This is a genomic window from Deltaproteobacteria bacterium (assembly GCA_020848905.1).
Classification (GTDB): domain Bacteria; phylum Myxococcota_A; class Polyangia.
Map to the genome: position 1 here is coordinate 225,298 of JADLHG010000005.1, position 22,134 is coordinate 247,431.

The 22,134-nt window shown below is 71.0% G+C and carries 16 protein-coding genes; 10 read left to right on the forward strand and 6 right to left on the reverse strand.

Annotated elements, in window-relative coordinates:
- Window positions 1-2: 2 nt before the first annotated feature.
- The gene (locus IT371_03905; protein ID MCC6746777.1) at window positions 3-1,412 is read right to left on the reverse strand and encodes a hypothetical protein; all 1,410 of its coding nucleotides are present in this window, start codon (window positions 1,410-1,412) and stop codon (window positions 3-5) included.
- 13 nt (window positions 1,413-1,425) lie between these two features.
- Window positions 1,426-3,321: a M2 family metallopeptidase gene (locus tag IT371_03910; protein ID MCC6746778.1), complete on the reverse strand. Its 1,896-nt coding sequence runs from the start codon at window positions 3,319-3,321 to the stop codon at window positions 1,426-1,428.
- A 186-nt stretch (window positions 3,322-3,507) separates the two neighbouring features.
- On the opposite strand from IT371_03910, the gene IT371_03915 reads away from it, so the two are divergent.
- Both IT371_03915 and arsS read left to right on the forward strand, forming a co-directional pair.
- Window positions 3,508-3,840: a carboxymuconolactone decarboxylase family protein gene (locus IT371_03915; GenBank protein MCC6746779.1), complete on the forward strand. Its 333-nt coding sequence runs from the start codon at window positions 3,508-3,510 to the stop codon at window positions 3,838-3,840.
- An 8-nt stretch (window positions 3,841-3,848) separates the two neighbouring features.
- Window positions 3,849-4,859 carry an arsenosugar biosynthesis radical SAM protein ArsS gene (gene arsS / locus IT371_03920; protein ID MCC6746780.1) on the forward strand — a complete coding sequence of 337 codons (1,011 nt, stop codon included), beginning with the start codon at window positions 3,849-3,851 and terminating at the stop codon, window positions 4,857-4,859.
- A gap of 66 nt (window positions 4,860-4,925) precedes the next feature.
- Here the strand turns inward: arsS and IT371_03925 are convergent, their stop codons facing one another.
- Window positions 4,926-5,354 carry a hypothetical protein gene (locus IT371_03925; protein MCC6746781.1) on the reverse strand — a complete coding sequence of 143 codons (429 nt, stop codon included), beginning with the start codon at window positions 5,352-5,354 and terminating at the stop codon, window positions 4,926-4,928.
- A gap of 247 nt (window positions 5,355-5,601) precedes the next feature.
- On the opposite strand from IT371_03925, the gene IT371_03930 reads away from it, so the two are divergent.
- Window positions 5,602-6,381 carry a VOC family protein gene (locus IT371_03930; protein ID MCC6746782.1) on the forward strand — a complete coding sequence of 260 codons (780 nt, stop codon included), beginning with the start codon at window positions 5,602-5,604 and terminating at the stop codon, window positions 6,379-6,381.
- A gap of 178 nt (window positions 6,382-6,559) precedes the next feature.
- Window positions 6,560-7,771 (forward strand): hypothetical protein, encoded by a 1,212-nt coding sequence (locus IT371_03935; GenBank protein MCC6746783.1) that lies wholly within the window; start codon window positions 6,560-6,562, stop codon window positions 7,769-7,771.
- Between the two features lie 32 nt (window positions 7,772-7,803).
- Here the strand turns inward: IT371_03935 and IT371_03940 are convergent, their stop codons facing one another.
- Together IT371_03940 and IT371_03945 are read right to left on the reverse strand one after the other, a co-directional pair.
- Window positions 7,804-8,475, reverse strand: a complete 672-nt coding sequence (locus tag IT371_03940; protein ID MCC6746784.1) for a TetR/AcrR family transcriptional regulator — start codon at window positions 8,473-8,475, stop codon at window positions 7,804-7,806.
- A 149-nt stretch (window positions 8,476-8,624) separates the two neighbouring features.
- Window positions 8,625-9,059 (reverse strand): hypothetical protein, encoded by a 435-nt coding sequence (locus IT371_03945; GenBank protein ID MCC6746785.1) that lies wholly within the window; start codon window positions 9,057-9,059, stop codon window positions 8,625-8,627.
- A gap of 251 nt (window positions 9,060-9,310) precedes the next feature.
- Here IT371_03945 and IT371_03950 point away from each other — a divergent pair, with 251 nt between their 5' ends.
- The 6 genes from IT371_03950 to IT371_03975 all read left to right on the forward strand — a co-directional run bounded on the left by IT371_03950 (window position 9,311) and on the right by IT371_03975 (window position 17,929).
- Window positions 9,311-9,652: a DMT family protein gene (locus IT371_03950; protein ID MCC6746786.1), complete on the forward strand. Its 342-nt coding sequence runs from the start codon at window positions 9,311-9,313 to the stop codon at window positions 9,650-9,652.
- Window positions 9,653-9,730: 78 nt separating this feature from the next.
- Window positions 9,731-11,233 (forward strand): cobalamin-dependent protein, encoded by a 1,503-nt coding sequence (locus tag IT371_03955; GenBank protein ID MCC6746787.1) that lies wholly within the window; start codon window positions 9,731-9,733, stop codon window positions 11,231-11,233.
- A 139-nt stretch (window positions 11,234-11,372) separates the two neighbouring features.
- Complete coding sequence (locus IT371_03960) at window positions 11,373-12,176, forward strand: hypothetical protein (GenBank protein MCC6746788.1); 804 nt, start codon at window positions 11,373-11,375, stop codon at window positions 12,174-12,176.
- Window positions 12,177-12,312: 136 nt separating this feature from the next.
- Entirely contained in the window at window positions 12,313-13,623 is a 1,311-nt protein-coding gene (locus IT371_03965) for a TolC family protein (GenBank protein ID MCC6746789.1), read from the forward strand.
- Window positions 13,620-14,828, forward strand: a complete 1,209-nt coding sequence (locus tag IT371_03970) for an efflux RND transporter periplasmic adaptor subunit (protein MCC6746790.1) — start codon at window positions 13,620-13,622, stop codon at window positions 14,826-14,828. Before IT371_03965 ends, IT371_03970 begins: the two co-directional genes overlap by 4 nt.
- Window positions 14,825-17,929 carry an efflux RND transporter permease subunit gene (locus tag IT371_03975; GenBank protein ID MCC6746791.1) on the forward strand — a complete coding sequence of 1,035 codons (3,105 nt, stop codon included), beginning with the start codon at window positions 14,825-14,827 and terminating at the stop codon, window positions 17,927-17,929. The genes IT371_03970 and IT371_03975 overlap by 4 nt, the downstream gene beginning before the upstream one ends.
- Window positions 17,930-17,975: 46 nt before the next feature.
- On the opposite strand, the gene IT371_03980 is transcribed toward IT371_03975, so the two are convergent.
- A complete protein-coding gene (locus IT371_03980; GenBank protein ID MCC6746792.1) occupies window positions 17,976-22,133 on the reverse strand; it encodes a hypothetical protein in 4,158 nt (1,385 codons plus the stop codon).
- Window position 22,134: the final 1 nt, after the last annotated feature.

Below are 22,134 nucleotides of genomic sequence, written 5' to 3' on the forward strand. Positions count from 1 at the left end.
GGTCAGCGTGACGGGGGCGCCTGCGCGCTGCTCGGACGAGCGGGCTCGGCGCTGCGATGCAGGACGCGCACCTGGCGCCGCGCGGGATCGAAATCCAGTTCGAGCTGCTCTCCAGCGGTGAGCTCGAGGGCTCCCAGATAGAGCCGGCCGCCCGCCTCGAGCTGGTAGGCGTGCGTCCCCGGCGGCACCTCCAGCCGCTGCGGCGCACGACCGACCGCTTCGCGTCGGCCGAGCAGGCGAACGCTCCCCCGCTGCTGGCTCTGGACCACGAGCCCCGGCTCGAACTCGGTGCCGATCGGCAGACGTTCGCGCGCGCGCTCGACCTGCATCCCCCAGCGCGCGTCCGGCAGGAGCAACGCGAGCTCGAGGTGGCTCCCGCGCTGCCGGAGGGGGATGAGCACCGGGTCCGCCAGCGAGATGCGGCGCCCGAGGTCGGTCTCGGCCGATGGCGCCGCGGGGCGGTGGCCGAGCACGTAGACCGAAAGCACCTCGGTCGTCGGCGGCAGCAGCCGCGGGATGCCGCGCGGGCCGACGTGATCCTGGCCCCAGATCATAGCGATGCGGTGCGGGGGCTTCACTCGGGCCGTGGCGGTCTTGAGGGCCAGCAGGCAGTGGAGCTCCCGCAGGCGGAGCAGGTCGCTGGCCTTCGCCCCCACCTGGTGCTGCACGCCCCGTGGCATGTCGCAGCCGAGGAGCGGCGCGCCGGCCGCTCGCGCGCGCACCACGAGGTCCATCACCGTCGGGAGATAGCCGTACTTCCACCCGGTGTAGTTGTCTCGGGCCTGCTTCTTCGCGAGAGCTGCGTAGGCGGCGGGCTTGCCGCGCGCCAGGTAGCTCGCGAGGAGCTCGTCGTCGCCCTGCTGTTCCTGCGCCGGAAGTCCGGCCCACTGCCCGTCGGCGTCGAGCTGCTCGACCACCACCGCGCTGAGCTTCGACAGGCCCCCGGGGCCCGTGAGCCGACCGAAGGCCTCCACCTGTCCGCCCGCGTCATGGTACGTGCCGAAGAGGAGGTAGAGCTCCCGCCCGGCCTGCGTGGCGAGATCCAGTCGCTGCTGTAGCCACCGACGAATCGGCTCGTCCCCGGCGATGCGACCCGGCGCCCCCTGCGTGAGCGAGGCGAGCACGGCCCCCGCCAGGTCGAGCGGGTCGGCTTTGGGCGCGGGCCGCCGGCTGTGCCGCTGAAGCAGGGCCGTCGTCGCCTCCGCGCTGCGGGGAAGCTTCGGCCAGGTCGCCGCCTGCGACCGGGGCAGCGCCGCGTCGCGCCGATGGTTGTTCGGGGCGGCGTCCGCGGCCAGCACGGCGACCGTTCCTTGCGGTCCTCGCCCGCACGCCGCAAGCGACGCGACCGCCGAGAGCACCGCCGTGCCCCAGGCTCGCCGCCCCACGCCTCGCCCGCCCGACCGCGCGCTCATGCCGCCACCCTCGTCAATAGCCGCACTTTTTGCCCTTGTTCTGCTCTCGCAGCCAGTCGTGCAGGGGCTTGAAGTAGGCCAGGATGGCGCTCGCGTCCATGCGCTCCTCCCCCGTGAGCGCCTTGAGCGCGTCGGGCCAGGGGCGCGACAGGCCGAGCTCCATCATCTTGCGCAACCGCTCCCCGGCCGGCTTGTTGCCGTAGATCGAGCAGCGGTGCAGCGGCCCCTCGTGCCCCGCCACCTTGCATAGCGCGCGGTGGAACTGGAACTGGAGGATCGCGGCCAGGAAGTAGCGCGCGTAGGGGACTCCCCCCGCGATGTGGAACTTCGCCCCCGGATCGAATTCGCCCTCGCCGCGCTCCGCCGTCGGCGCGACGCCCTGGTAACGCGCGCGCAGCTCCCACCACCTGCGGTTGTAGCTCGCGGGCGCCACGCGGCCCGAGAAGACCTCCCAGCGCCACTTGTCGACGAGGATGCCGAAGGGCAGAAAGGCGATCTTCTCCAGCGCGCGCTCCATCAGCGGCGTGAGCTCGTCGGCGGGCGGCTTATCGGCCAGGCCGAGACGCTTCAAATAGGCCGGCGTCACTGAGAGGGCGATCGTGTCGCCCAGGCCCTCGTGAAAGCCGTCGTTCGCGCTGTTCCGGAAGAGCGGCGCGAGATGCCGGTAGTAGTACTGATAGTAGTTGTGCCCGAGCTCGTGGTGCACGGTGCTGAAGTCCTCGTCGTTGATCTTGATGCACATCTTGATGCGCAGGTCCTTCTCGTAGTCCAGGTCCCACGCGCTGGCGTGGCAGACCACGTCGCGGTCCCGCGGCCGGCTGAACATGGACCGCTGCCAGAAGGTCTCGGGGAGCTTGTCGAGGCCCAGGGAGACGAAGAACGACTCGCCGTAGCGCACGAGCCCACGCTCGTCGACCTTCTTGCGCAGGAGCGCGGCCTCGAGGTCGATTCCTCCCCCGCGCTTGGGCAGCAGCATGCCCTTCAGGTTCCCCCAGTCCTGGGCCCACATGTTGCCGAGGAGGTGCGCCGGCAAGGGCCCCTCGGCGGGGACCTTGCTCGCGCCGTAGAAGGCCCGAAGCTTGCCGCGCGCGTAGCAGTGCAGATCGTCGTAGAGCGGCTTGACTTGCGACCAGAGGCGGTCCACCTCGGCCTCGAAGGCCTGCGGGGTCATGTCGTAGCGCGACTTCCACAGGTCCCCGAGGTTATCGAAGCCGAGCTCCTTCGCCCCTTGATTGCCGAGCTCGACGTAGCGCGTGAAGGCCGGCCGCATCGACGCGGCGAGGCCGTGCCAGCCCTTCCAGGCCTCGAGGAGCTCGTCGTGGTTGCGGCTCTTCGCCAGCACCACCTCGAGGTCGTTCAGCGTGAGACAGTCGCCCGTGCCCCCCTTGGGCCGCCACTTCGCCGCCAGCGTCTTCGAGCAGTACCGGCCCTTGCCGTAGCTGCTCTCGAGCTGGGTCGCGATGTTCGCGAGCTCGGTGCGACGCGCGGCGTCGAGGGGCGCCGGGAGCGTGAGGCTCAGCCGGAGCAGCTTCAGCTTGCGCCGGAGCTCGTCGGGCAACGCGAGCTTCTCGAAGCGCACCGCCTCGGCCGCGCGACGACCGAGGTACTCCATCACCACCTCCTGCGCCTGCGCCTCGAGCGCCGCCGTGTCGTCGGTGATGAAGGTGGACTTGACCCAGCTCGCGCGCTCGGCGGCGATCCAGAGCTTGAGGAGCTCGCGCTCCACCTGCACCACGAAGGCCTGCGCCGCCGCGACCGTCGCCCCTGCCGGGGCCGCCCCCGCCTTCGCCGGAGCGCACGCCGGTTTCGCGACGGCCGGGCAGGTCTGCTGCGTGTGCGCGGGGCAGCCGGCCAGGACGAGGCCGAGGGGTAGCGCGGCGATGGGGAGCAGAAAGCGCACGGGGGTCATGGCGTCCTCCTCGGGCCGGGGGAAAAGGAGTACCGGCGGGCGTCGGCGGGGATGTCGCACGAAATGGCCCCGGCAGGCAAGGTGCGCCGCGGCCGGTGCGGCGCGGCCGGAACGTCGCGACTGGTGCGAGGCGGCAGGGCGCGTATGATGCGTGGACCTGCAACGAGACGAGGACGGCCGGACCGCATGGACAGCTACTACAAGCCAGAGCACCTTCACCGCTTCGGCGACATCGGCCAGGGGCAGGAAACGCTGGCCGCCAAGTTCTTCGACTACTACCGCGCGGTCTTCGCCGAGGGTGCGCTGAGCGCCCGCGAGAAGGCGCTGATCGCCCTGGCGGTAGCGCACGCCGTCCAGTGCCCCTACTGTATCGACGCCTACAGCCAGGAGTGCCTCGAGAAGGGCTCCGACCTGGAGCAGATGACGGAGGCCGTCCACGTCGCCGTGGCCATTCGCGGCGGCGCCTCCCTGGTCCACGGCGTGCAGATGCTCGAGCACGTCCAGAAGAGCGGAATGTGACCGCCGCCATGCGCGTGGCACGTGCGCGCCTCGACGAGGTGCTCGTCGACCCCTCGCCGGACTTCGACGCGGCGCTCGACCGCGCGGGACGCGGGCCGCTCCGGGCCGGGCTCGCCGAGGTGCTCCAGGTAAATCTGGGACGCCTGTGCAACATGACCTGCCGGCACTGCCACGTCGACGCAGGTCCCGATGGACACGACCAGATGATGTCCGCGGAGACCGTGGAGGCCTGCCTGGCGCTGCTCGACCGCGGCGCCTTCCACACCCTGGACGTCACGGGCGGCGCCCCCGAGCTTCATCCCCGCTTCACGTACCTCGTGGAGCAGGCCGCGGCGCGCGGCCGCCACGTGATCGACCGCTGCAACCTGACGGTCCTGCTGCTCCCACGGTGTCGCGACCTTCCCGCCTGGCTGGCCTCGCTCGGGGTGGAGGTGGTCGCCTCGCTGCCGCACTACCGGCCACGCAACACCGACGCGCAGCGCGGCGAGGGCACCTTCAAACGATCGATTGAGGCCCTGCGGCTCCTCAACGCGGTAGGGTACGGGAGCGGAGACCCCCGACGGCGCCTCACCCTGATGAGCAACCCGGCCGGCGCATTCCTCGGCGGCGCACAGTACGCGCTCGAACGCGAATGGCGCGCGTCGCTCGAGAAAGAACACGGGGTGCGCTTCGACCGCCTGCTGGTCCTCAACAACATGCCCATCGCCCGCTTCTTCGACTGGCTCGTCGCCTCGGGCAATCTGGAGGCCTACGTCCGGCGGCTCGTGACGGCCTTCAATCCCGCGGCGGTGCAGGGGCTCATGTGCAAGACCACGCTCTCCGTGGGCTGGGACGGCACGCTCTACGACTGCGACTTCAATCAGATGCTTGAATTGCCTCTCCGCACCGCCGACGGAGCAGGGGCGCGGGTCGCGACCGTGGACCCCGTCGCGCTCTCCGGGCGACGGATCGTGACAGCGCGCCATTGCTTCGGCTGCACCGCGGGCTGCGGGAGCTCCTGCGGGGGCGCCACGAGCTGAGCGAGAGCCATCCCCGAGCGAACGTGCGGCGTGGGTGCCTCGGGCGAAGGCGCGGCTTCAGGGCCCTCAGCGTACCGTCGCCACCACCTCGATGCGCGAGCCGTCCGGCTGGATCAGCTCCGCGAGCGTGACCCGGCGACCTCGCTGCCACGGCGTGCTGGCGCGCACGCGCAGGTCACGCGGTCGCTGGCCGCTCCGATCGAGGCGATTCAGGCTGACGTGCATCACGGGCGCCTGACTCCCGCGGTGATCCCGCTCCACCTCGAGCGCGTAGTCCGCCCCCTCGAGCTGCACCGCGAGCCGCGAGCCGCCCGAGCCCAGGGGCAGCGCGAGCGAGAGGCGGTGGTGACGCGACCGGCCCGACGCCTGCCCCGACTCGCGCACCTCCACCTCTAACCGCTCGGGCACCGGGGAGCCCTCGGCGGCCACGGCGCGGGCAGCTCCCAGGATCACGGCCACTCCGACGGCGGCCCAGTATCTCGATGCAGTATTCATGGTGTCGCTCCTTTCGTCCGGGCTTCCCACTTCAAGGGTCGTGCCGCGGGCCGCGACGGCGAAATGATACGCATCCTGATCCGGGAAGCGGGTCCACGTTGCCAGGTTGGCGGGCGGGCACTCGCTCCGGCTGACGGACTGTCCACGAGGCCGATGCGCCCGCGCCCTCTCGCGTGGCGCCGGTTGTCGGCCACGGAGCTCGGTGCTAGCTTTCCGCCCCCAAGCACAGAGAGGGAGGAGGAGCACGATGGGCGAGATGACGAAGTTCGATGCCGGAATGTTCTGTTGGGCCGAGCTGGCGACGCGCGACGCAGGCGCTGCCAAGAGCTTCTACGGGGAGGTCTTTGGCTGGAAGGGGGTGGACTCTCCGACCCCCATGGGGCCCTACACGATGCTGCAGCTGGGCGGCAAGGACGCCGCGGGGCTCTTCTCCATGAGCCCCGAGATGCAGAAGCAGGGGATCCCCCCGCATTGGGGTTGCTACATTGCGGTCGCGAGCGCGGACGAGACGGCGAAGAAGGTCACCGCCGCGGGGGGCAAGGTGGTCCAGGCCCCCTTCGACGTGATGGACTCGGGCCGCATGCTCGTCGCGCAGGACCCGACGGGTGCGATGATCTCCTTCTGGGAGGCCAAGAAGCACATCGGAGCGCGCGTCGTCGGCGAGCCCGGGGCGGTGTGCTGGAACGAACTCCTGACGAGGGACACGGCGGCGGCCACGAAGTTCTATGCCGCCGTCTGCGGCTGGACGGCGCAAACGCAGCAGATGCCTGTCGGGCCCTACACGGTCTTCAGCGTGGGCGGCAAGGAGGTGGCGGGCATGATGGCCATCAACCCCTCGATGGGCCCCATGCCTCCGAACTGGGCCGTCTATTTCCAGGTCGCGAGCTGCGACGCGACGGTGGAGCGCGCGAAGCGTCAGGGCGGCCAGGTCGTGGTCCCGGCGCAAGACGTCCCCACGGTCGGTCGCTTCGCCGTGGTGATGGACCCGCAGCAGGCCGTCTTCGCGCTGCTGCAGCCGTCGATGTAGTCCCCTCCCCCGCGCAACGCCGCGCGCTGCGTCCGCAACCTCGCGCGGACCCATCGCAGCACCGCGCGCTCCCTCGGAACGACAGCCCGCCTCGTCGCCGTCAAAGGGCCCCCTTGACAGGCGGTCCGTATCCGCTAGAGTCCGATTCAATCACTCGTTTGAAACGGACGATTTCGCCATGGCTGACAGACCTACGAACGAGTCCCCTTCCTTCGCCGCCCGGCTCCTCCAGGTCGCCGCGCTCGCTCTCCTCGGCCCGACAGGCTGCGGCGTCGACGAGCGACCCGAGGCGCGTGCGCCGCACCAGGCCCACGGCAAGGCCGACGTCGCCGCCGCTCCGTCGGCGCTCTGCGCCATCCGACTGGGGAGCCCGGGGTCCACCCGCGCGTCAGCGGCGACGCCGTCGACGTGGCGCTCGGTGGAGCAGGATTACCTGCCACAGGTCCTCGCCTGCGAGAATCCGTACGCCGGCCCCGAGGCGCTTCGAGCTCTGGCGGTCGCGGCACGGAGCTACCTCTATTACACGGCGGCCTCGCTGGGGCGTGGCGGCTGGATCTGCGACAGCCAGGATTGCCAGGTCTACACCTGCTCGGCGGCGCGACTCGACCCCTCCCTCCCCGTGGAGCGCCAGCCGCCCGGGCACCGGAAGTACTTTGAAGCCGTCCGCGACACCGCGCTGCAGGTCCTGACCTACCGCGGGGAGGTCATCGCCGGCTTCCACATGAAAGGGGGCACGCCGGGCTCCGGATGCCGCGGACGACCCGACCACTGGACCGAGGCCTGCGTCACCTACAACGAAGGCCTCGGGGACGCGCAGGCGCACCGCGCGCCGAGCCCCTTCGCCCACCCGGCGAGCCCGAACAACCACGGATGTCTCTCCCAGCTCGGCTCGAGCTGCCTGGAGGAAGCCGGCTACGGCTACGCCCAGATCCTGGGCTTCTACTACGGGCGGTCCGAGCCGGGCGCACTGGAGCTGACGCGCGCACCGGGAAGCTGTCCGGGTGTCACGCCGGCCTCGCCCGCGCCTACTCCCGCGACACCGGTCTCGCCGCCGACGACCTGCTCGGGCTGCTGGCTGGAGGGCGTGCGCGCGGTGGACCGACAGGGAACGGCCTCGGGCGCCCACCGACCCGACGGCTGCGCGCCGACGGGAAACGTGCGCTGGGGGAAGGCGGTGGCGGGGTCCGCCGGCTGCTACGCCTGCGACGGCTGGGACTGGCAGGGCACCAGCAGCGAACGGTGCGTGGACCTGCACGGCCCCTACAACGCCTGCCAGGACGACCCGCGCTTCGGCACGGGCTGCGGTCCCTCCACGAGCTGCCTCTGGTCCTGCTACGGCGTGAACCAGCCGCGGTGCATCCACCGGACGACCTTCCAGCCCTGCGCGTAGCCCGCCCCGCAGAGGCGCGCGCACGGGGCCGTTCAGCGCTCCTCCCAGTACGGTCGCTCGGTCACCCCCAGGAGGAGGCGCGTAGCCCGGATGAGCGCCCGCTTGAATCGCGTCGCGAGCTCGGGGTCGTCGAAGTCCTTGCCGAAGAACTGCCGGTGCCCGGCCTGGTCCACGAAGGCGAAGATGAACATCCCCTTGAGAAGGGGCAGCACGACGTCCACATCCACGCCCTCGCCGCCGACGAGCCCCCGTCGCTCCAGGTCCTTGACGTAGAAGCGCCCGAGGTCCACGAGGGGCTGGAAGGTGCGCCCCGTCGCCTCGTAGTCCATCGAGCTGGCGTGAAGCGAGGCCCACATGGAGACTCGCAAGGGCCGCGGATCGGCGAGGAGCTCGTCGAAGAGGCGCTCCAGCACCTCGGGCCACGCCCGGTCCACGCTCTGCTCGGCGAGCACGCGCTGGATCACGTCGATGAACCAGCGTGTGCTGCGCTCGCAGACCGCGAGCCAGAGGCGCTCTTTCGATCCCCAGTGGTAGTTCAGGGCCGCGACGTTCGCCGAGGCCCGACTGACGATCTCGCGAATGCTCGTCCCGTCGTAGCCCCGTTCGGCGAAGACGTCCACCGCGGCGTCGAGCAGGCGCTGGCTCGTCGAGTCGGGCGGTGGCGCCACGCGAGCGCTTCGGGAGGAGGTCTTGGAACGGGTCATGGTCTGAAACGATCGCTTGAAGTGGACCGCTTCGTATGAATCGCTAACGGCCAGCTGTCAAGGGCCGGCCCCGGGGAGCCGGCCCCGAGGCACCGACGCCGGAGCGCCGACGTTGGAGCATCGACGTTCGACCTACGGAGAGGGGAAGGTCAGGGCTGCGGACCGCCGGGGACCGGCGGCAGGACCCGCGGCTGCTGCGTGACGAGGATCTCGGCCAGCGAGGTGAAGAGCGCGCCGTTCGGCCTGACCGGCGTGGAGGCGCGGGCCGTCCCGGCGTAGATCGGGCCGTTCGTGGCTTTCCACGTGACGGCGCGAAGGTCGGCCCCTACCGCGCCGTGCGCGTCCCCGCGCAAGGTCCGGAGGTGCTTGGTCCGGATGCGGAGCTGCCCCGGCTCGAAGGGACCGGCCGCGTGCGTGAAGGGCCCCACGTAGTGCTGGTTGAGCCAGTTCGCGAGCTTCTCCTTGATCACGCGGGTGCGCACGCGCGCTTCGCTGCCGTTCTGATTCGCGGCCCGGGCCGGCGCGGCCGAGAGCAGGAGCCCGGCTACGAGGGCGCCGAGCGCGCACGTGGATAGTCTTCTCATGGTGTCCTCCGCTGCGGTGACGTTCGACGCGCACGACGGCGCGCACGAAGCCACAAGAGGCAAGAGGCCGGCCACTCCGCGCTAACCGCGCCTATCTCGTGGATCTGTCGTCGGAACCTTCGCCGATGAGCGCGGCGCTCCCCCAACGCACCGAGGACCGATTTCGCGCAGGTGTTTCGATGTCCCTCCGAAGCGCGGAGAGTGGGGCGGGCAAGTTGGCGCGGCTGCCGCGGAGAGCCCTACACTCGGGTATGCCTACGGTCCTGCTTCTGCTCGCCAGCAACCTCTTCATGACAGTCGCCTGGTACGGCCACCTGAGGTTCAAGCATGTGTCGCTCTGGCAGGTGATCCTCGTGGCCTGGCTCATCGCGCTGCCCGAGTACTGCCTGCAGGTCCCCGCGAACCGCCTGGGCCACGGCACCTATTCCGCCACGGAGCTCAAGATCATCCAGGAGGTGATCTCGCTGCTGGTGTTCGTGGGCTTCGCCCTGGTCTATCTGAAGGAGGCGCCGCGCTGGAACCACCTCGTCTCGTTCGGGCTCATCGTCGTGGCGGTCTACTTCGCCTTCCTCCCCACCGTGAAGCCCACCTGACCGGCGTCCACCGCCCCGCGATCTCGTGGAAAATCGGACCTTGTCCGGCGGGGCCCGCCTGATGCAAGCTCCGCCGCGATGAAGGTACTCCTCGTCAGGCCCGTGGCCCCGAACGAACGCTTCGGCCTGGGTCCCTTCTTCCGCATCGAGCCCCTCGGCCTCGCGTACGTGGCCGCGGCGCTCGAGCGCGACGGCCACGAAGTGCGGATCGTCGACCTGCGCTTCGCCGGGTCCATCCAACGCGTGCTGCGCGCCTTTCGCCCCGAGCTGGTGGGCATCGCCGCCTCGCACACGCTCGACACCGAGGAGGCCCTCGGCGTCGCGCGCCGGGTGAAGGCCTGGAACGCGCGCGCCTTCGTGCTGGTAGGCGGACACGCCGCAGCCGTCTACCCGACTCCCTTCTTCGCTCCCGAGGTGGATGCGCTCTGTTTCGAAGACGGCGAACAGGTCGTGCCGGACCTCGTTCGGGCGCTCTCGGAGCGTCGCCCCCTCGACGAGGTCGCGGGGCTCTGGATTCGCGATCGCGACGCGACCTTCGGCTTCCGCAAGGGACCCGTGAGCGCGACCCGCATCAGCCTGGATCGCGTGCCGCTCCCGTCGCGGCACCTGATGGCGCGATTTCAGCACGAGTACCTGTGCGTCAACATGCGGCCCGTCTACTTGCTCGAGACGGCGCGCGGCTGTCCCTACCGCTGCACCTTCTGCTCGATCTGGCAGCACGTGGACCGCACCTTCCGCTTTCGCGAGCTCGACTACGTGGTGCAGGACTTCATGGCCACGGGGCGCAACGTCTTCGTCGCGGACGACCTCTTCTTCTATCCGCCGGCGCGTAGCCTCGAGCTGGCGCGGGCCCTCGCGCGTCGAGGGATCAAGAAGCACTGGATGCTCGTGCAGACGCGAACGGATATCGTCGCACGACACCCCGAGCTCCTCGAGGCCTGGCGTCCTCTGGCCGAGCGCTTCGACCTCTTCTTTGGCTTCGAGGCGCCCACCGACCGCGGGCTGCATGCTCTCGCCAAGGACGCGACGACCGACGACATCGTGCGCGCGGTGGCGGTCTGCCGCGAGCTCGACGCAGGCGTGACGGGGAACTTCATCGTGGACCCCGATTGGGACGAGGCCGAGTTTCACCATCTGTGGGACTTCAAGGACCGTCTCGGCCTCTACCGCGCGGGCTATACGATCCTGACTCCGCTGCCGGGCACGGCCTACTACGAAGAGACGAAGCACCGGGTGCGCGAGCCGAGCTGGTCCAACTTCGACATGCACCACGTCCTCTGGGAGCCGCGCCTCGGTCGAGAGCGCTTCTTCGAGCTCTTCGCCGAGTCGTGGCGTCGCACCGTCCTGAACGCGAAGGGGGTACGGCCCTGGTGGCATCACCTGAAGGGGGTTCAGCCGCGCCAGATCCCGCAGCTCCTGCGTGTGCTCTACCGCACCCAGCGGCTGGTCGACCCGAAAGCCTACCTCGCCGAGCAGTTCGACCCCCACCTCGCGGCGCCCCCCACCTCGGCGCCGGACCCGCGGTGCGCGGAGCACTCCGGCCGCACCCTCCCGAACGCGATGCGGGCTGCGGCATCGTGAACGCCGGTTCACACCGGGCTGTGCACGCCCGGCCGCTCGCCCGCTCTCGAATGCACAGTCCCTCGGAAACACACGGCAAGATCTGTCCGTGGGGTGGCCCGCACGTTGCAGCCTCTCTCGGGAAACCGGGAGGTGCTTCATGCGCCCATCCATGCTGCTCTCGAGCCTGACCGTCCTCACCACCGTCACCCTCGGTCAGGGGACCGCCATCGCCGACCGCCGGCCGGTAACGACCTGCATCACCTACGACGACGGCGAGAGCCGCACCACGCGCTGCATCACGCGGGTGCACTTCCGCCTGCGTCACCCCTGGCAGGTTCCGAGCAACGCGCCCGCGTCGGACTTCCCGGCGCGGCCGTCGCGCGGCGAGATCCCGTCGGCTGCGAGCGTGCCGAGCGCCGAGGTGGAGATCCCGTCCCCGGAGCTCGAGATCCCCTCGAGCGAGGCCGATGAGATTCCGCCGGTCCCCTACCGCGCCCCCACGCTTCCGCCCCGCGTGCGCGTGATCCCCGCGCCGAGCGCCCCCGCCGGTGGCCCTGCCCCGGCCGCGACCGAGTGCGCCAGCGCGACCGAGGCGCAGGTGCTCGGCCAGCTCAACCAGTCTCGCCTCGCCGCGGGCCTTCAGCCCCTGCGCTGCGACGCCAAGGCCGCGGCGGTGGCGCGCGCGCACAGCCAGGACATGTGCTCGCGTCGCTACTTCTCGCATCTCACGCCGGAAGGGACCTCGCCGGCCGGCCGCCTGCGCCTCGCGGGGATGACCTTTCGTGGGGCGGGCGAGAACATCGCCGTGGGCTATCGTTCCGCCGAGGCGGTTCACACGGGCTGGATGCAGAGCACCGGCCACCGGCGCAACATCCTCGACGCGAGCTGGACTGGCGTCGGGGTGGGCCTCGTTCAATGCGAGGGCCGCACCCCCTACTGGACGCAGGTCTTCGTGCGGTAGGGCCGGTATGCGGTAGGGCCCGTACGCCGGGGGGATGGGCTCTCCCGATGCCACTCGCCACGCCCCGGGCTTGGTGCTATATCCCGGGCCGGGAGGGCCCCTCTTCTCGGGTGCGCCTCCGTCGAGAACGCGCCCCATGTCGCTCCGCACGCCCACGCTCCTGGTCCTGGCTCTCCTCGCGCCGCGCCCGGGCGACGCCGCGCCCCTCTCGCTCGACCGAGCGATCCAGCTCGCCCTGGCGCACAACGAGCTGGCCCGCGCGGCCGACGAGAGGCGCCTCGCGAGCGACGCCCGGGTGACGCGCGCGCGCGCCTATTTCTTCCCGAATCTCGTCGGTACGGCGAGCTACAGCCGCCGCTCGACGGAGGTCACGCGGCAGCTCGGCACGGAGCCCGTCACGCTGCTCAGGCTGCACGGCCTGCAGGCCACGGTGACGCTCAGCCAGACCCTCTTCGATCCGCGCTCGTATCCGCTCTACCGCCAGGCGCTCGAGGACCGCAAGGCCACGCGCTCGAGCAGCGAGCATCAGAAACGCCTCCTGCGCTTCGAGACCGCGCAGGCCTTCCTCTCCACCTTGACCCTCGAGTGGGTCGTGCAGTCCGCCGGGCGCCGCCTGGCCCTGGCTCGCCAGAACCTGGCCGACGCCCGCGCGCGCTACGGAGCGCAGCTATCGAGCTCGAACGACGTGACCAAGGCCGAGCTGGAGAGCGCCATCGCCGAGCGGGAGCTCACCCGCGCCCGCGCCAGCGTGGCCACGGCGCGGCTGCAGCTCGGCCACCTTCTGAACACCGAGGTCTCCGACGCGCTCGAGGTGCCCGAGCCGCTCCTGGCGCTGGCGTCGGCCAAGGTCGCCTCGAGCCAGAAGCTCGTGGAGGAGGCGCGGCGGCAGCGCCTGGACCTGCGGGCCTCCGAGGGACAGCTCCGCGCGCTGCGCGCCTTCGCCTCGGAGCCGCTGCTGCGCGTCCTGCCGAGCCTCGTCTTCTCGGGGCAGGTCAAGGCCACGAACGAACCGGGCTTCGTCGGGAAGTACGTGGACTGGTCGCTCGGCCTGAGTCTGAGCTGGACCCTCTTCGACGGGGGCGTCTGGTACGGCGAATGGAAGGAGCGCCGCGCCCAGACGCGCGCCGCGGAGGCCGAAACAGAGGCCCGGTCCCGACAGGTGGCGCTCGACGTGCGCCGCGCGCTGGTGGAGATCGAGAACGCGCAGGCCGCGAGTCGACTGGCCCAGGTGGCCGTCGACGCGGCGGCCAAGAACGCGCGCGAAACGGCGGCGCTCTACCGGCAGGGGCTCGCCAGCGCGCTCGAGAACGCCGACGCCAGCACCCGGCTCTTCGACGCCGAGGTGAACTTCGCCCGCGAGCGCTACGGCCTGGCCATCGCCTACCTGAACCTGCGCGCCGCGCTGGGCCACGACCCCCTTCCCACCGTCGAGGAGCGCCGCTCATGATGCGATCCCCACGCGCCGTGGCGTGCGCCCCCGCCGTCGCTCTAGCGCTCTCGCTCGGGCTCGCGGGCTGCTCGAACGAATCGGCCTCCTCGAAGGGCTCAGGCGGCCGCGGACCCGGAGGCCCAGGCGGTCCAGGCGGCGGACCGCTGACCTTTCCCGTCGAGGTGGCGCGGGTGCGGACCGAGGTCGTGCAGTACGCCGTGACCGCCGTCGGCTCGGTGGAGGCCTACGAGAAGGTGCAGGTCACGCCGCGCGTCACCGGGGTCGTGGAGCGCGTGCGCTTCAAGGACGGAGAGACGGTCAAGGCGGGCCAGGTGCTGGCCGAGATCGAGCCCGCGCGCTACCGCATCGCCGTGGCCTCGGCGCGCGCCTCGCTGCAGAAGGCCGAGGCGTCGCTCGCCGACGCGAAGGCCGGCCTCGCGCGACGAGAGAAGGCCAGCGCGGAGAACCCGGGCCTGCTCCGCGGCGAGGAGCTCGACCTCTACCGCACCCGGACCCGCACCGCCGAGGCCGACGTGGCGCAGGCCCGTGCCGCGCTCGACAAGGCCCAGCTCGACCTGCGCGACGCGTACGTCCGCGCCCCCATCGGCGGGGTGATCGAGACGCGCACCGTGCAGACGGGCCAGTACGCCAAGCCCGAGGCGATCCTCGCCACCCTCGTGCGGCGTGACCCGCTGCTCCTGCGTTTCCAGGTCACCGACGTAGAGGCGGCGCGCCTGCGCCTGGGCCAGACGGTGCGCTTCAAGGTGCGCAATCTCCCCGCTCTGCACGCGGCGAAGTTGACCCAGGTGGGCCAGCTCGCCGACGAGCGCTCGCGCATGGTGGCCGTGACCGGCGAGATCGCGGGACCCGACCAGCAGGAGCTCAGGCCGGGGGCCTTCGCCGAGGTCACCGCCGCCGTGGGAGGCACGCGCGAGGCGCCGGTGATCCCGCAGCTCGCGGTGCGACCGAGCGAGCGCGGCTTTTTGGCCTACGTCGTAGTCGGGAGCAAGGCCGTGGAGCGCGTGGTGCAGCTCGGTATGCGCACGGCCGAGGGACGCGTCGAGGTCCGGAGCGGCCTCTCCGCCGGAGAGCTCCTCGTCGTGCGCGGGGCCGAGGCGCTCCGCAATGGCGCCCAGGTGCGCGTGCTCGCCGGCGAGGCCGCGGGCGGCGCACCTCCCGCGGGGGGAGCGGGCCTGGCTCGCCCCGAGGAGCGGGCGCGGTGAAGATCACCGAGGTCTGCGTCCGCAAGCCGGTCTTCGCCTGGATGCTCATGGCCGCCACGGTCGTCTTCGGCGGCATCGCGCTCACGCGCATCGGCATCAGCCAGTTCCCCGATGTGGACTTCCCGACGATCACCGTCGCGCTGACCTGGGAGGGGGCCGCACCCGAGGTGGTGGAGCACGACCTCGTCGAGCCGATCGAAGAGGCGGTGATGCAGGTCGAGGGGGTGCGGGCGGTGAACTCCGTCTCGCGCCAGGGATCGGCCACGGTCACGGTGGAGCTCCACCTCTCGCGCAACGTGGACCTCGCGCTGCAGGACGTGCAGACCAAGGTCTCGCAGGCGCAGATGCGGCTGCCCAAGGAGATGGACCCGCCGGTCATCTCCAAGACCAACCCCGAGGACAACCCGATCATGTGGGTCGGCCTCTCGGGCCCCTTCCCGCGCCAGGTGATCACCGACTACGCGCGCTACCGCATCAAGGAGAAGCTCCAGACGGTGCCGGGGGTGGGCGAGGTGATGCTCGGCGGCTACCTCGAGCGCAACGTGCGCCTCTGGCTCGACGCCAACCGCCTGAACGAGCGAGGGCTCACGGTCACCGACGTGACCACCGCGCTCAGGCGCGAGCACGTCGAGCTGCCGGCCGGCCGCCTCGAGACCGACGCGCGCGAGGTGAACGTACGCGTCCTCGGCGAGGCGCTCGACCTCGATGCCTTGCGTCGGCTGGTGATCCGCGAGGAAGCCGGGCGACCGATCTACCTCTCGGACGTGGCGCTCGTCGAGGACGGCTTCGAGGACGAGCGCCGCTTCGCCCGGGTCAACGGCCAGCCGGCCCAGGGGATGGGGATCAAGAAGCAGCGCGGCGCGAACGCGGTCGGCGTGGCGAACGGCGTGAAGAAGCTCCTCACCGAGCTCCAGAGCACGCTCCCCGCCGGCATGCAGATCGGGGTGAACTTCGATTCCACGGTCTACATCCGCGAATCCGTCGAGGAGATCCGCTTCGAGCTCCTGCTCGCGGTCTTGCTCACCGCCTTCGTCTGCTGGCTCTTCCTCGGCTCGCTCTCGAGCACCCTGAACATCCTCCTCGCCATCCCGATGTCGCTCCTCGGCACGATCGCCACGATCTACTTCCTGGGCTTCACGCTCAACACCTTCACGCTGCTCGCCCTCTCGCTCGCCGTCGGCATTGTGGTGGACGACGCGATCATGGTGCTCGAGAACATCTACCGCCACTTCGACGGCGGCAAGGACCGCGTGGCCGCCTCGCTCGAGGGGACGCAGGAGATCAGCTTCGCCGCGCTCGCCGCCACTCTGGCCGTGGTGGCGATCTTCATCCCGGTGGTCTTCATGCCCGGGATCATCGGCAAGTTCTTCCTGCAGTTCGGCGTCACGCTCTCCGTCGCCGTGCTGCTCTCGTACGTGGAGGCCGTCACGCTCGCCCCAGCGCGCTGCGCGCAGATCCTCCGCCACGGCGCGCACGAGGGGGGGCTGGCGGGCCTCGTCAGCCGCTTCTTCCAGCGCCTATCCCACGGCTACCGCTGGCTCCTCGAGCGGGGGCTCCGCCGACCACTCCTCGTCGTACTCGTCGGCGTGGGGGTCTTCGCCGGAGCGCTGGCCCTCCTCAAGCGCCTGCCGAGCGAGTTCGTCCCCTCGCAGGACCAGGGCTTCCTGATGGTCCGCCTCCAGACCGCTGTGGCCTCGAACATCCGCGAGACCGACCTCCTGATGCGCAAGGCGGAGGCGGTCGTGGGCCAGCACCCCGCCGTGCGGCGCTACTTTGGCATCGTGGGCGGCTTCGGCGGCACGGGCGTGAACACCGGCGTGCTCTTCACCACGCTCAAGCCGCGCAAGGAGCGCGCGCTCAGCCAGAAGGCCTTCGCGGGCTATCTCCGCGGCAAGCTGAACGGAATCCCGGGCCTCAAGGCCGTGGTGATGGACCTCTCGCAGTCGGGCTTCTCCGCCTCACGGGGCTTCCCCGTCGAGTTCTCGGTGCGCGGCCCCGACTGGGACAAGCTCGTGACCGTCAGCCAGGCGCTCAAGGAGAAGCTGACCGTCAGCGGGCTCTTGCAGGATGCCGATTCGGACTACCAGCTCGGCATCCCCGAGCTCCGCATCACCCCCGAGCGGGCGCGCTCGGCCGACCTGGGGGTGCCGATCGAGGCCGTGGCCACGACGCTGAACGCGCTTGTGGGCGGCGTGCGCGTGGGCAAGTACTCGAGCGGCGGCCGGCGCGTGGACGTGCGCCTGCGCCTCCTCGCCGCGCAGCGCAGCCGCCCCGAGGACCTCACGCGCCTGCGCGTCCGCACCTCCTCGGGCGAGCTTGTGCCCCTCTCCTCCCTCGTGAGCCACCAGGAGCTCCCCGCGCTGCAGGCCGTGATGCGGCGCGATCGGGAGCGCGCCATCACCCTCTTCGGCAACGTGGGACCCGGGCACTCGCAGGGCGAGGTGATCGCCGAGGTGGAGCGACTCGGCCGGGATCTGCCCGCCGGCTACCATCTCGTCCTCGAGGGGGCGAGCGTGACCTACCGCGAGTCGGGGGGAGGGCTGCTCTTCGCGCTCTTTCTCGGCATCGCGGTGGCCTACATGATCCTCGCCTCGCAGTTCAACTCCTTCCTGCACCCGATCACGGTGCTCACCATCCTGCCGCTCTCGGTGGCCGGCGCGGCGGCGGCGCTCACCCTCGGCGGACAGTCCCTCAACATGATGAGCATGATCGGCATTCTGCTTCTCATGGGGATTGTGAAGAAGAATTCTATTATCCTCGTAGACTACGCCACGCAGCTCCGCAGGCAGGGGCACGACGCGCGCGAGGCGATGCTCGGGGCCGGCCCGATCCGCCTGCGGCCGATCCTCATGACCTCGGTCGCGACGCTAATGGCCGCGTTGCCCTTCATGCTCGGCCTCGGACCGGGCTCCGAGGTGCGCCGCCCGATGGGCCTCGCCGTCGTGGGTGGCGTGGCCGTCTCCACCGCCCTCTCGCTGCTCGTGGTCCCTGCCTTCTACGTGCTGGCCGACCGCTGGCGGGGCAAGCTCGCGCGCCTCCTGCGGCGGAAGCCGCGCACGAAGGGCTCGGAGCAGAAGGTCGAGGACGCGGAGGCGTCGTAGGACTCGGGGGGAACGCGGGGACGGGGACGGGGGCGGGGCCAGGCGGTTACGGCTGCAGCGCCCAGAGCTCCCACCCCGTGTCCGGGGTGGTGGCCCAGAAGAAGAGGCGCGAGCCGGCGGTGGCCATGGCGTCCGGGGAGGAGCCCGGTGAGCCCGGCACGAGGTCGGCCACGCGCACTGTGCCTGCCGCCGTGCCGTCGGTCTTCCAGAGCTCGCGCCCGGTCGCCCCGTCGTCGGCGCCAAAGTACGCAGCACCGCCGACCGCTACGAACCTATAGGCCCCGGGGGTGACGGGACCCGGGTAGAGGTCCCGCAGCATCACCGTGCCTGCCGCCGTGCCATCGCTGACCCATGGCTCGGTCCCGCTGACCCCGTCGGTCGCGGAGAAGAGGAGCTTGCCGCCGAGCACGGCGAAGCCGGAAGGACCGGAGGAGGAGGGGCCGGGCAAGATGTCCCTGACCCGCACGGTGCCGGCCGCGGTGCCGTCGCTCTTCCAGAGCTCGTAGCCGCTCGAGCCGTCGTTGGCGCTGAAATAGAGCGTAGTTCCTATAACGGTCAGCTCCATGGGGTCAGACCCCGCGCTGCCCGGGTTGAGGTCCTTCACCAGAGCCGTCCCCGCGTCTGTGCCGTCGGTCTTCCAGAGCTCGTAACCGGTGTTCGCCTCGCGCGCCACGAAATAGAGCGTGCTGCCGACCGCCACCTGCGGCCTCGCATTCGACCCTGCGCTTCCCGGCTCGAGGTCCTTCACCAGCACCGTCCCCGCCGCCGTCCCGTCCGACCTCCAGAGCTCCAGGCCATGGGTCTCGTCGTTGGCGGCGAAGCAGAGCGTACCGTTCACGTCGAGCATCCAGTAGATGCCGGACCCACTAGAGCCCGGGTTAATGTCACGCAACATGACGGTCCCGGCGAGCGTGCCGTCGCTCTTCCAGAGCTCGGAGCCATCGACGCCGTTGTCCGCCACGAAGAACAGGGTGCCGTTCGCGCCCACCGCGCGCGTGATCGGCCCTTCCGGACACCCGAACCCTCCCGCGAAGCCCCCCGCAACGCGAACCGTGCCGGCAATCGTCCCGTCGGTCTTCCAGAGCTCACCGCTACACGAGGCGAAACTCGTGTCGACTTGACTTACGGCAAAGAACACCGTCCCGCTCACGTTCGCCATCGTGCCGATATGTACGGTCCGACTGGGCTCGGCCGCGACGCCGAGCAGGCGCGTCGTTCCAGCTCCCGACCCGTCGCTGACCCAGAGCTCGGCAGGGGCGCCGGCCCGCCCCCTCTGGCTGAAGAAGTAGCGCCCACCGGAGGTCGTGGCGGTCAGCCCCGCGGCGCCGTTCGGGGACCCCACGACCCCGTTGATGTTCTTCACCATCACGGTGGTCTCCGGCGTGCCGCTCGTCTTCCAGAGCTCCGGGCCGTTCACGCCGTCCTCGGCGGAGAAGTAGACCGTGCCGCCGAGAGCGACCAGGTAGTTGGGACTGGAACCGACGATGCCGGGCACCATGTCCTTGAGCATCACGGTACCGGCAGCCGTGCCGTCGGTCTTCCAGAGCTCCGAACCTCGGGTTCCATCGTCGCCTCGAAAGACGACGCTGGTTCCGACGGTGGTGATGATCCCACTGTTTGCAATGGGGACCCCCACGTCGCTGACGCGCACCGTACCCAGAGCCGTGCCGTCGCTCTTCCAGAGCTTGTAGGCGCCCGTCCCCTCATTGGCCACGATGTACAGTCGCCCGCCGGCCACTACACCCGTGGCGCTCCCGCACGCGTTACCGGCCCCGGGATAGATGTCCTTCACCAGCATCGTACCCGCTGCTGTGCCATCGCTCTTCCAGAGCTCGTATCCGGCCCCGGCACCGTCGTTGCCGCAGAAGTACAGCGTGCCGCCGATCGTCGCGAAGCCCTTGCTATAGCCCGCCCCGGTGCCGGGTAAGAGGTCCTTCACCAGGACCGTCCCCGCCTCCGTCCCGTCCGAGCTCCAGAGCTCGGAGCCCGTCGCTCCGTCGTCGGCCGCGAAGAGGAGCCTGCCCCCCACGCTGCGGAGGTCGCTGGGCCACGATGCCGCGGTGCCCGGTCGGAGGTCCTTCACCAGACCGGTCCCCGCCGACGTGCCGTCGCTGCGGCAGAGCTCCGTGCCGTAGCCGGAGACGTTCGCGGCGAAGTAGAGCACGCCGCCATGCGCGACGAAGTAGGACGGGCTGGCGTCCGCAGTGCCGGGGACCAGGTCTCGCACCAGCACCGTGCCGGCCTCGGTGCCATCCGAGCGCCAGAGCTCGCGGCCGTTCGCGGGCGTCGCGGCGCTGAAGAAGAGCGTGCTGCCGACCACCGTCAGCTGGCTAGGACTAGAGCTCGCCGTGCCCGGGTTCAGGTCCTTCACTCGCACCGTCCCCGCCGCCGTCCCGTCGCTCTTCCAGAGCTCGTACCCGCTCGTACCGTCGCTGGCACCGAAATAGAGCGCGCCGTCGAAAACGACCAGCGGGTACGGGTAGCTGCTTCCCGGCCCGGGGTTGAGGTCCTTCACCAGCATCGTCCCCGCGAGGGTTCCGTCGGTCCTCCAGAGCTCCGTCCCCGTCGCCGCGTCGCCCGCCTGGAAGTAGAGGCTGCCCGCGAGGAAGGTGAACTGGTTCGGCGACGAGCCCGGGTTCACGTTCGGGGCCAGATCCTTCACCAGGTAGGGGACGCCGCGGCCGGTGCAGCGCGCGTCGGCCTGGCAGTCGCTGTCCCAGCAGTCGATCGCCCCGTCCCCGTCGTCGTCAGCGTCGTTGCCGCAGGCCTCCGCCGGAATATTAGAACATCCGATCGTATTGAAGGCGCAGCTCGGCCCGCAGGCCAGCGTGCCGCGCAAAAAGCCGAGCGTGGTGCAGCTCGCTCTGCCGAAGGCTGCGCCATCGCACTGCTCCCCCGCCTCGAGGCTCCCGTTCCCGCAGGTGGGGCACGACGAGACCGGAAAGACGTACGCGCTCGCGGTCCCCGCCGCGTCGGTGACCCGCGCCGTCACGCGGTGGCTGCACCCCGAGAGCGGAGCCGTCCAGCTCACCTGGCTCGCGCCGCTGGTCGGGACCGGCGCGCCGAGCGTGCCGGCGGAGGCGCTCCAGTCGAAGGCGAGGGCCTGTCCCTCGGGATCCACCGCCACCGCACGGAAGAGCACCGTCCCCCCCGGACCCACGGTCCGCGCGGACTGGAAGAGCGCCGTGAAGACCGGCGGGCTGTTCACGAGCGGGCCGCTCCCCACGGGCAGCGTGAGCGCGCCCATCGTGCTGCCCCCCGCGCCGTCCTGCACGCTCACCACCAGCGTGCAGGTACCGATCGGGGGCGCGGCGGTTGGGGCCGTCCAGCTCGGGTCCTCGACCGCCGCGCCCGCGTAGGTCCCCCCGCAGCCGCCATCGCTCCAGGCGTAGGACAGGGCGTCTCCGTCGGCGTCGAAGACCGTGAGGGCCAGGACGGAGCTCTGCCCGGGCGGCACCCGCCCCGGCGTGGCAGATAGGCCGGTGATCACCGGCCAGGTGTTGAAGGTCACCTCCACGCCCGCGCCACCGGTGGCCGCCGAGGCGGAGACGAGCAGCGTCAGGCTGGCCGAGACGACCCCGGCCTTCGGATCGCTCACCACCACGGTCAAGGGCACCGGGCCCTCGGTGGCCGGGGCCGTGAAGGTCGTGCTCGCCGCGGCGGCCGAGCCGAAGCTCCCCGCGGGGGCGCTCCAGGTGATCGCCAGGGGCTCGCCGTCGGCGTCGGCGGCCGTCACGGCGAGCGCGACGGTGCCTCCGGGCGGCACGACTCCGGCAGAGGCCACGAGGCTCTCGATGATCGGCACGTGGTTCTGGAACGGGGTGGGAGGGCTCGCCTGCTGCAGCCGGAGGCTCACGAGCGCCAGCCCGTTCGGCGCGATGGTCACGCCGCTCGCCTGGCCGGCGAAGAGCACGGCGTCGGCTGCGCCTCGCGCCTCGGCGCGAAAGACGCGGTCGGCTCCGGCGGGGATCTTGAGGATCGTGCCCTGCCAGCGCCCCTCCACCTGCGCCAGTTCGTGCACCAGCGGCTCCGCGATGCCCGGACCGGTCACGCTCAGGGCCACGCGCTGCACGTCGGAGGACCCGAGCTTGGAAACGCTCACGCGCACGTTCGCGCCGCCCTCCGCCCCGCCGAGGCTGCCGCACGCGGCGGCGAGCAGGAGGCTCCACGCGCTCAACCAACGCACCCGATCTCTGGTCGTCATC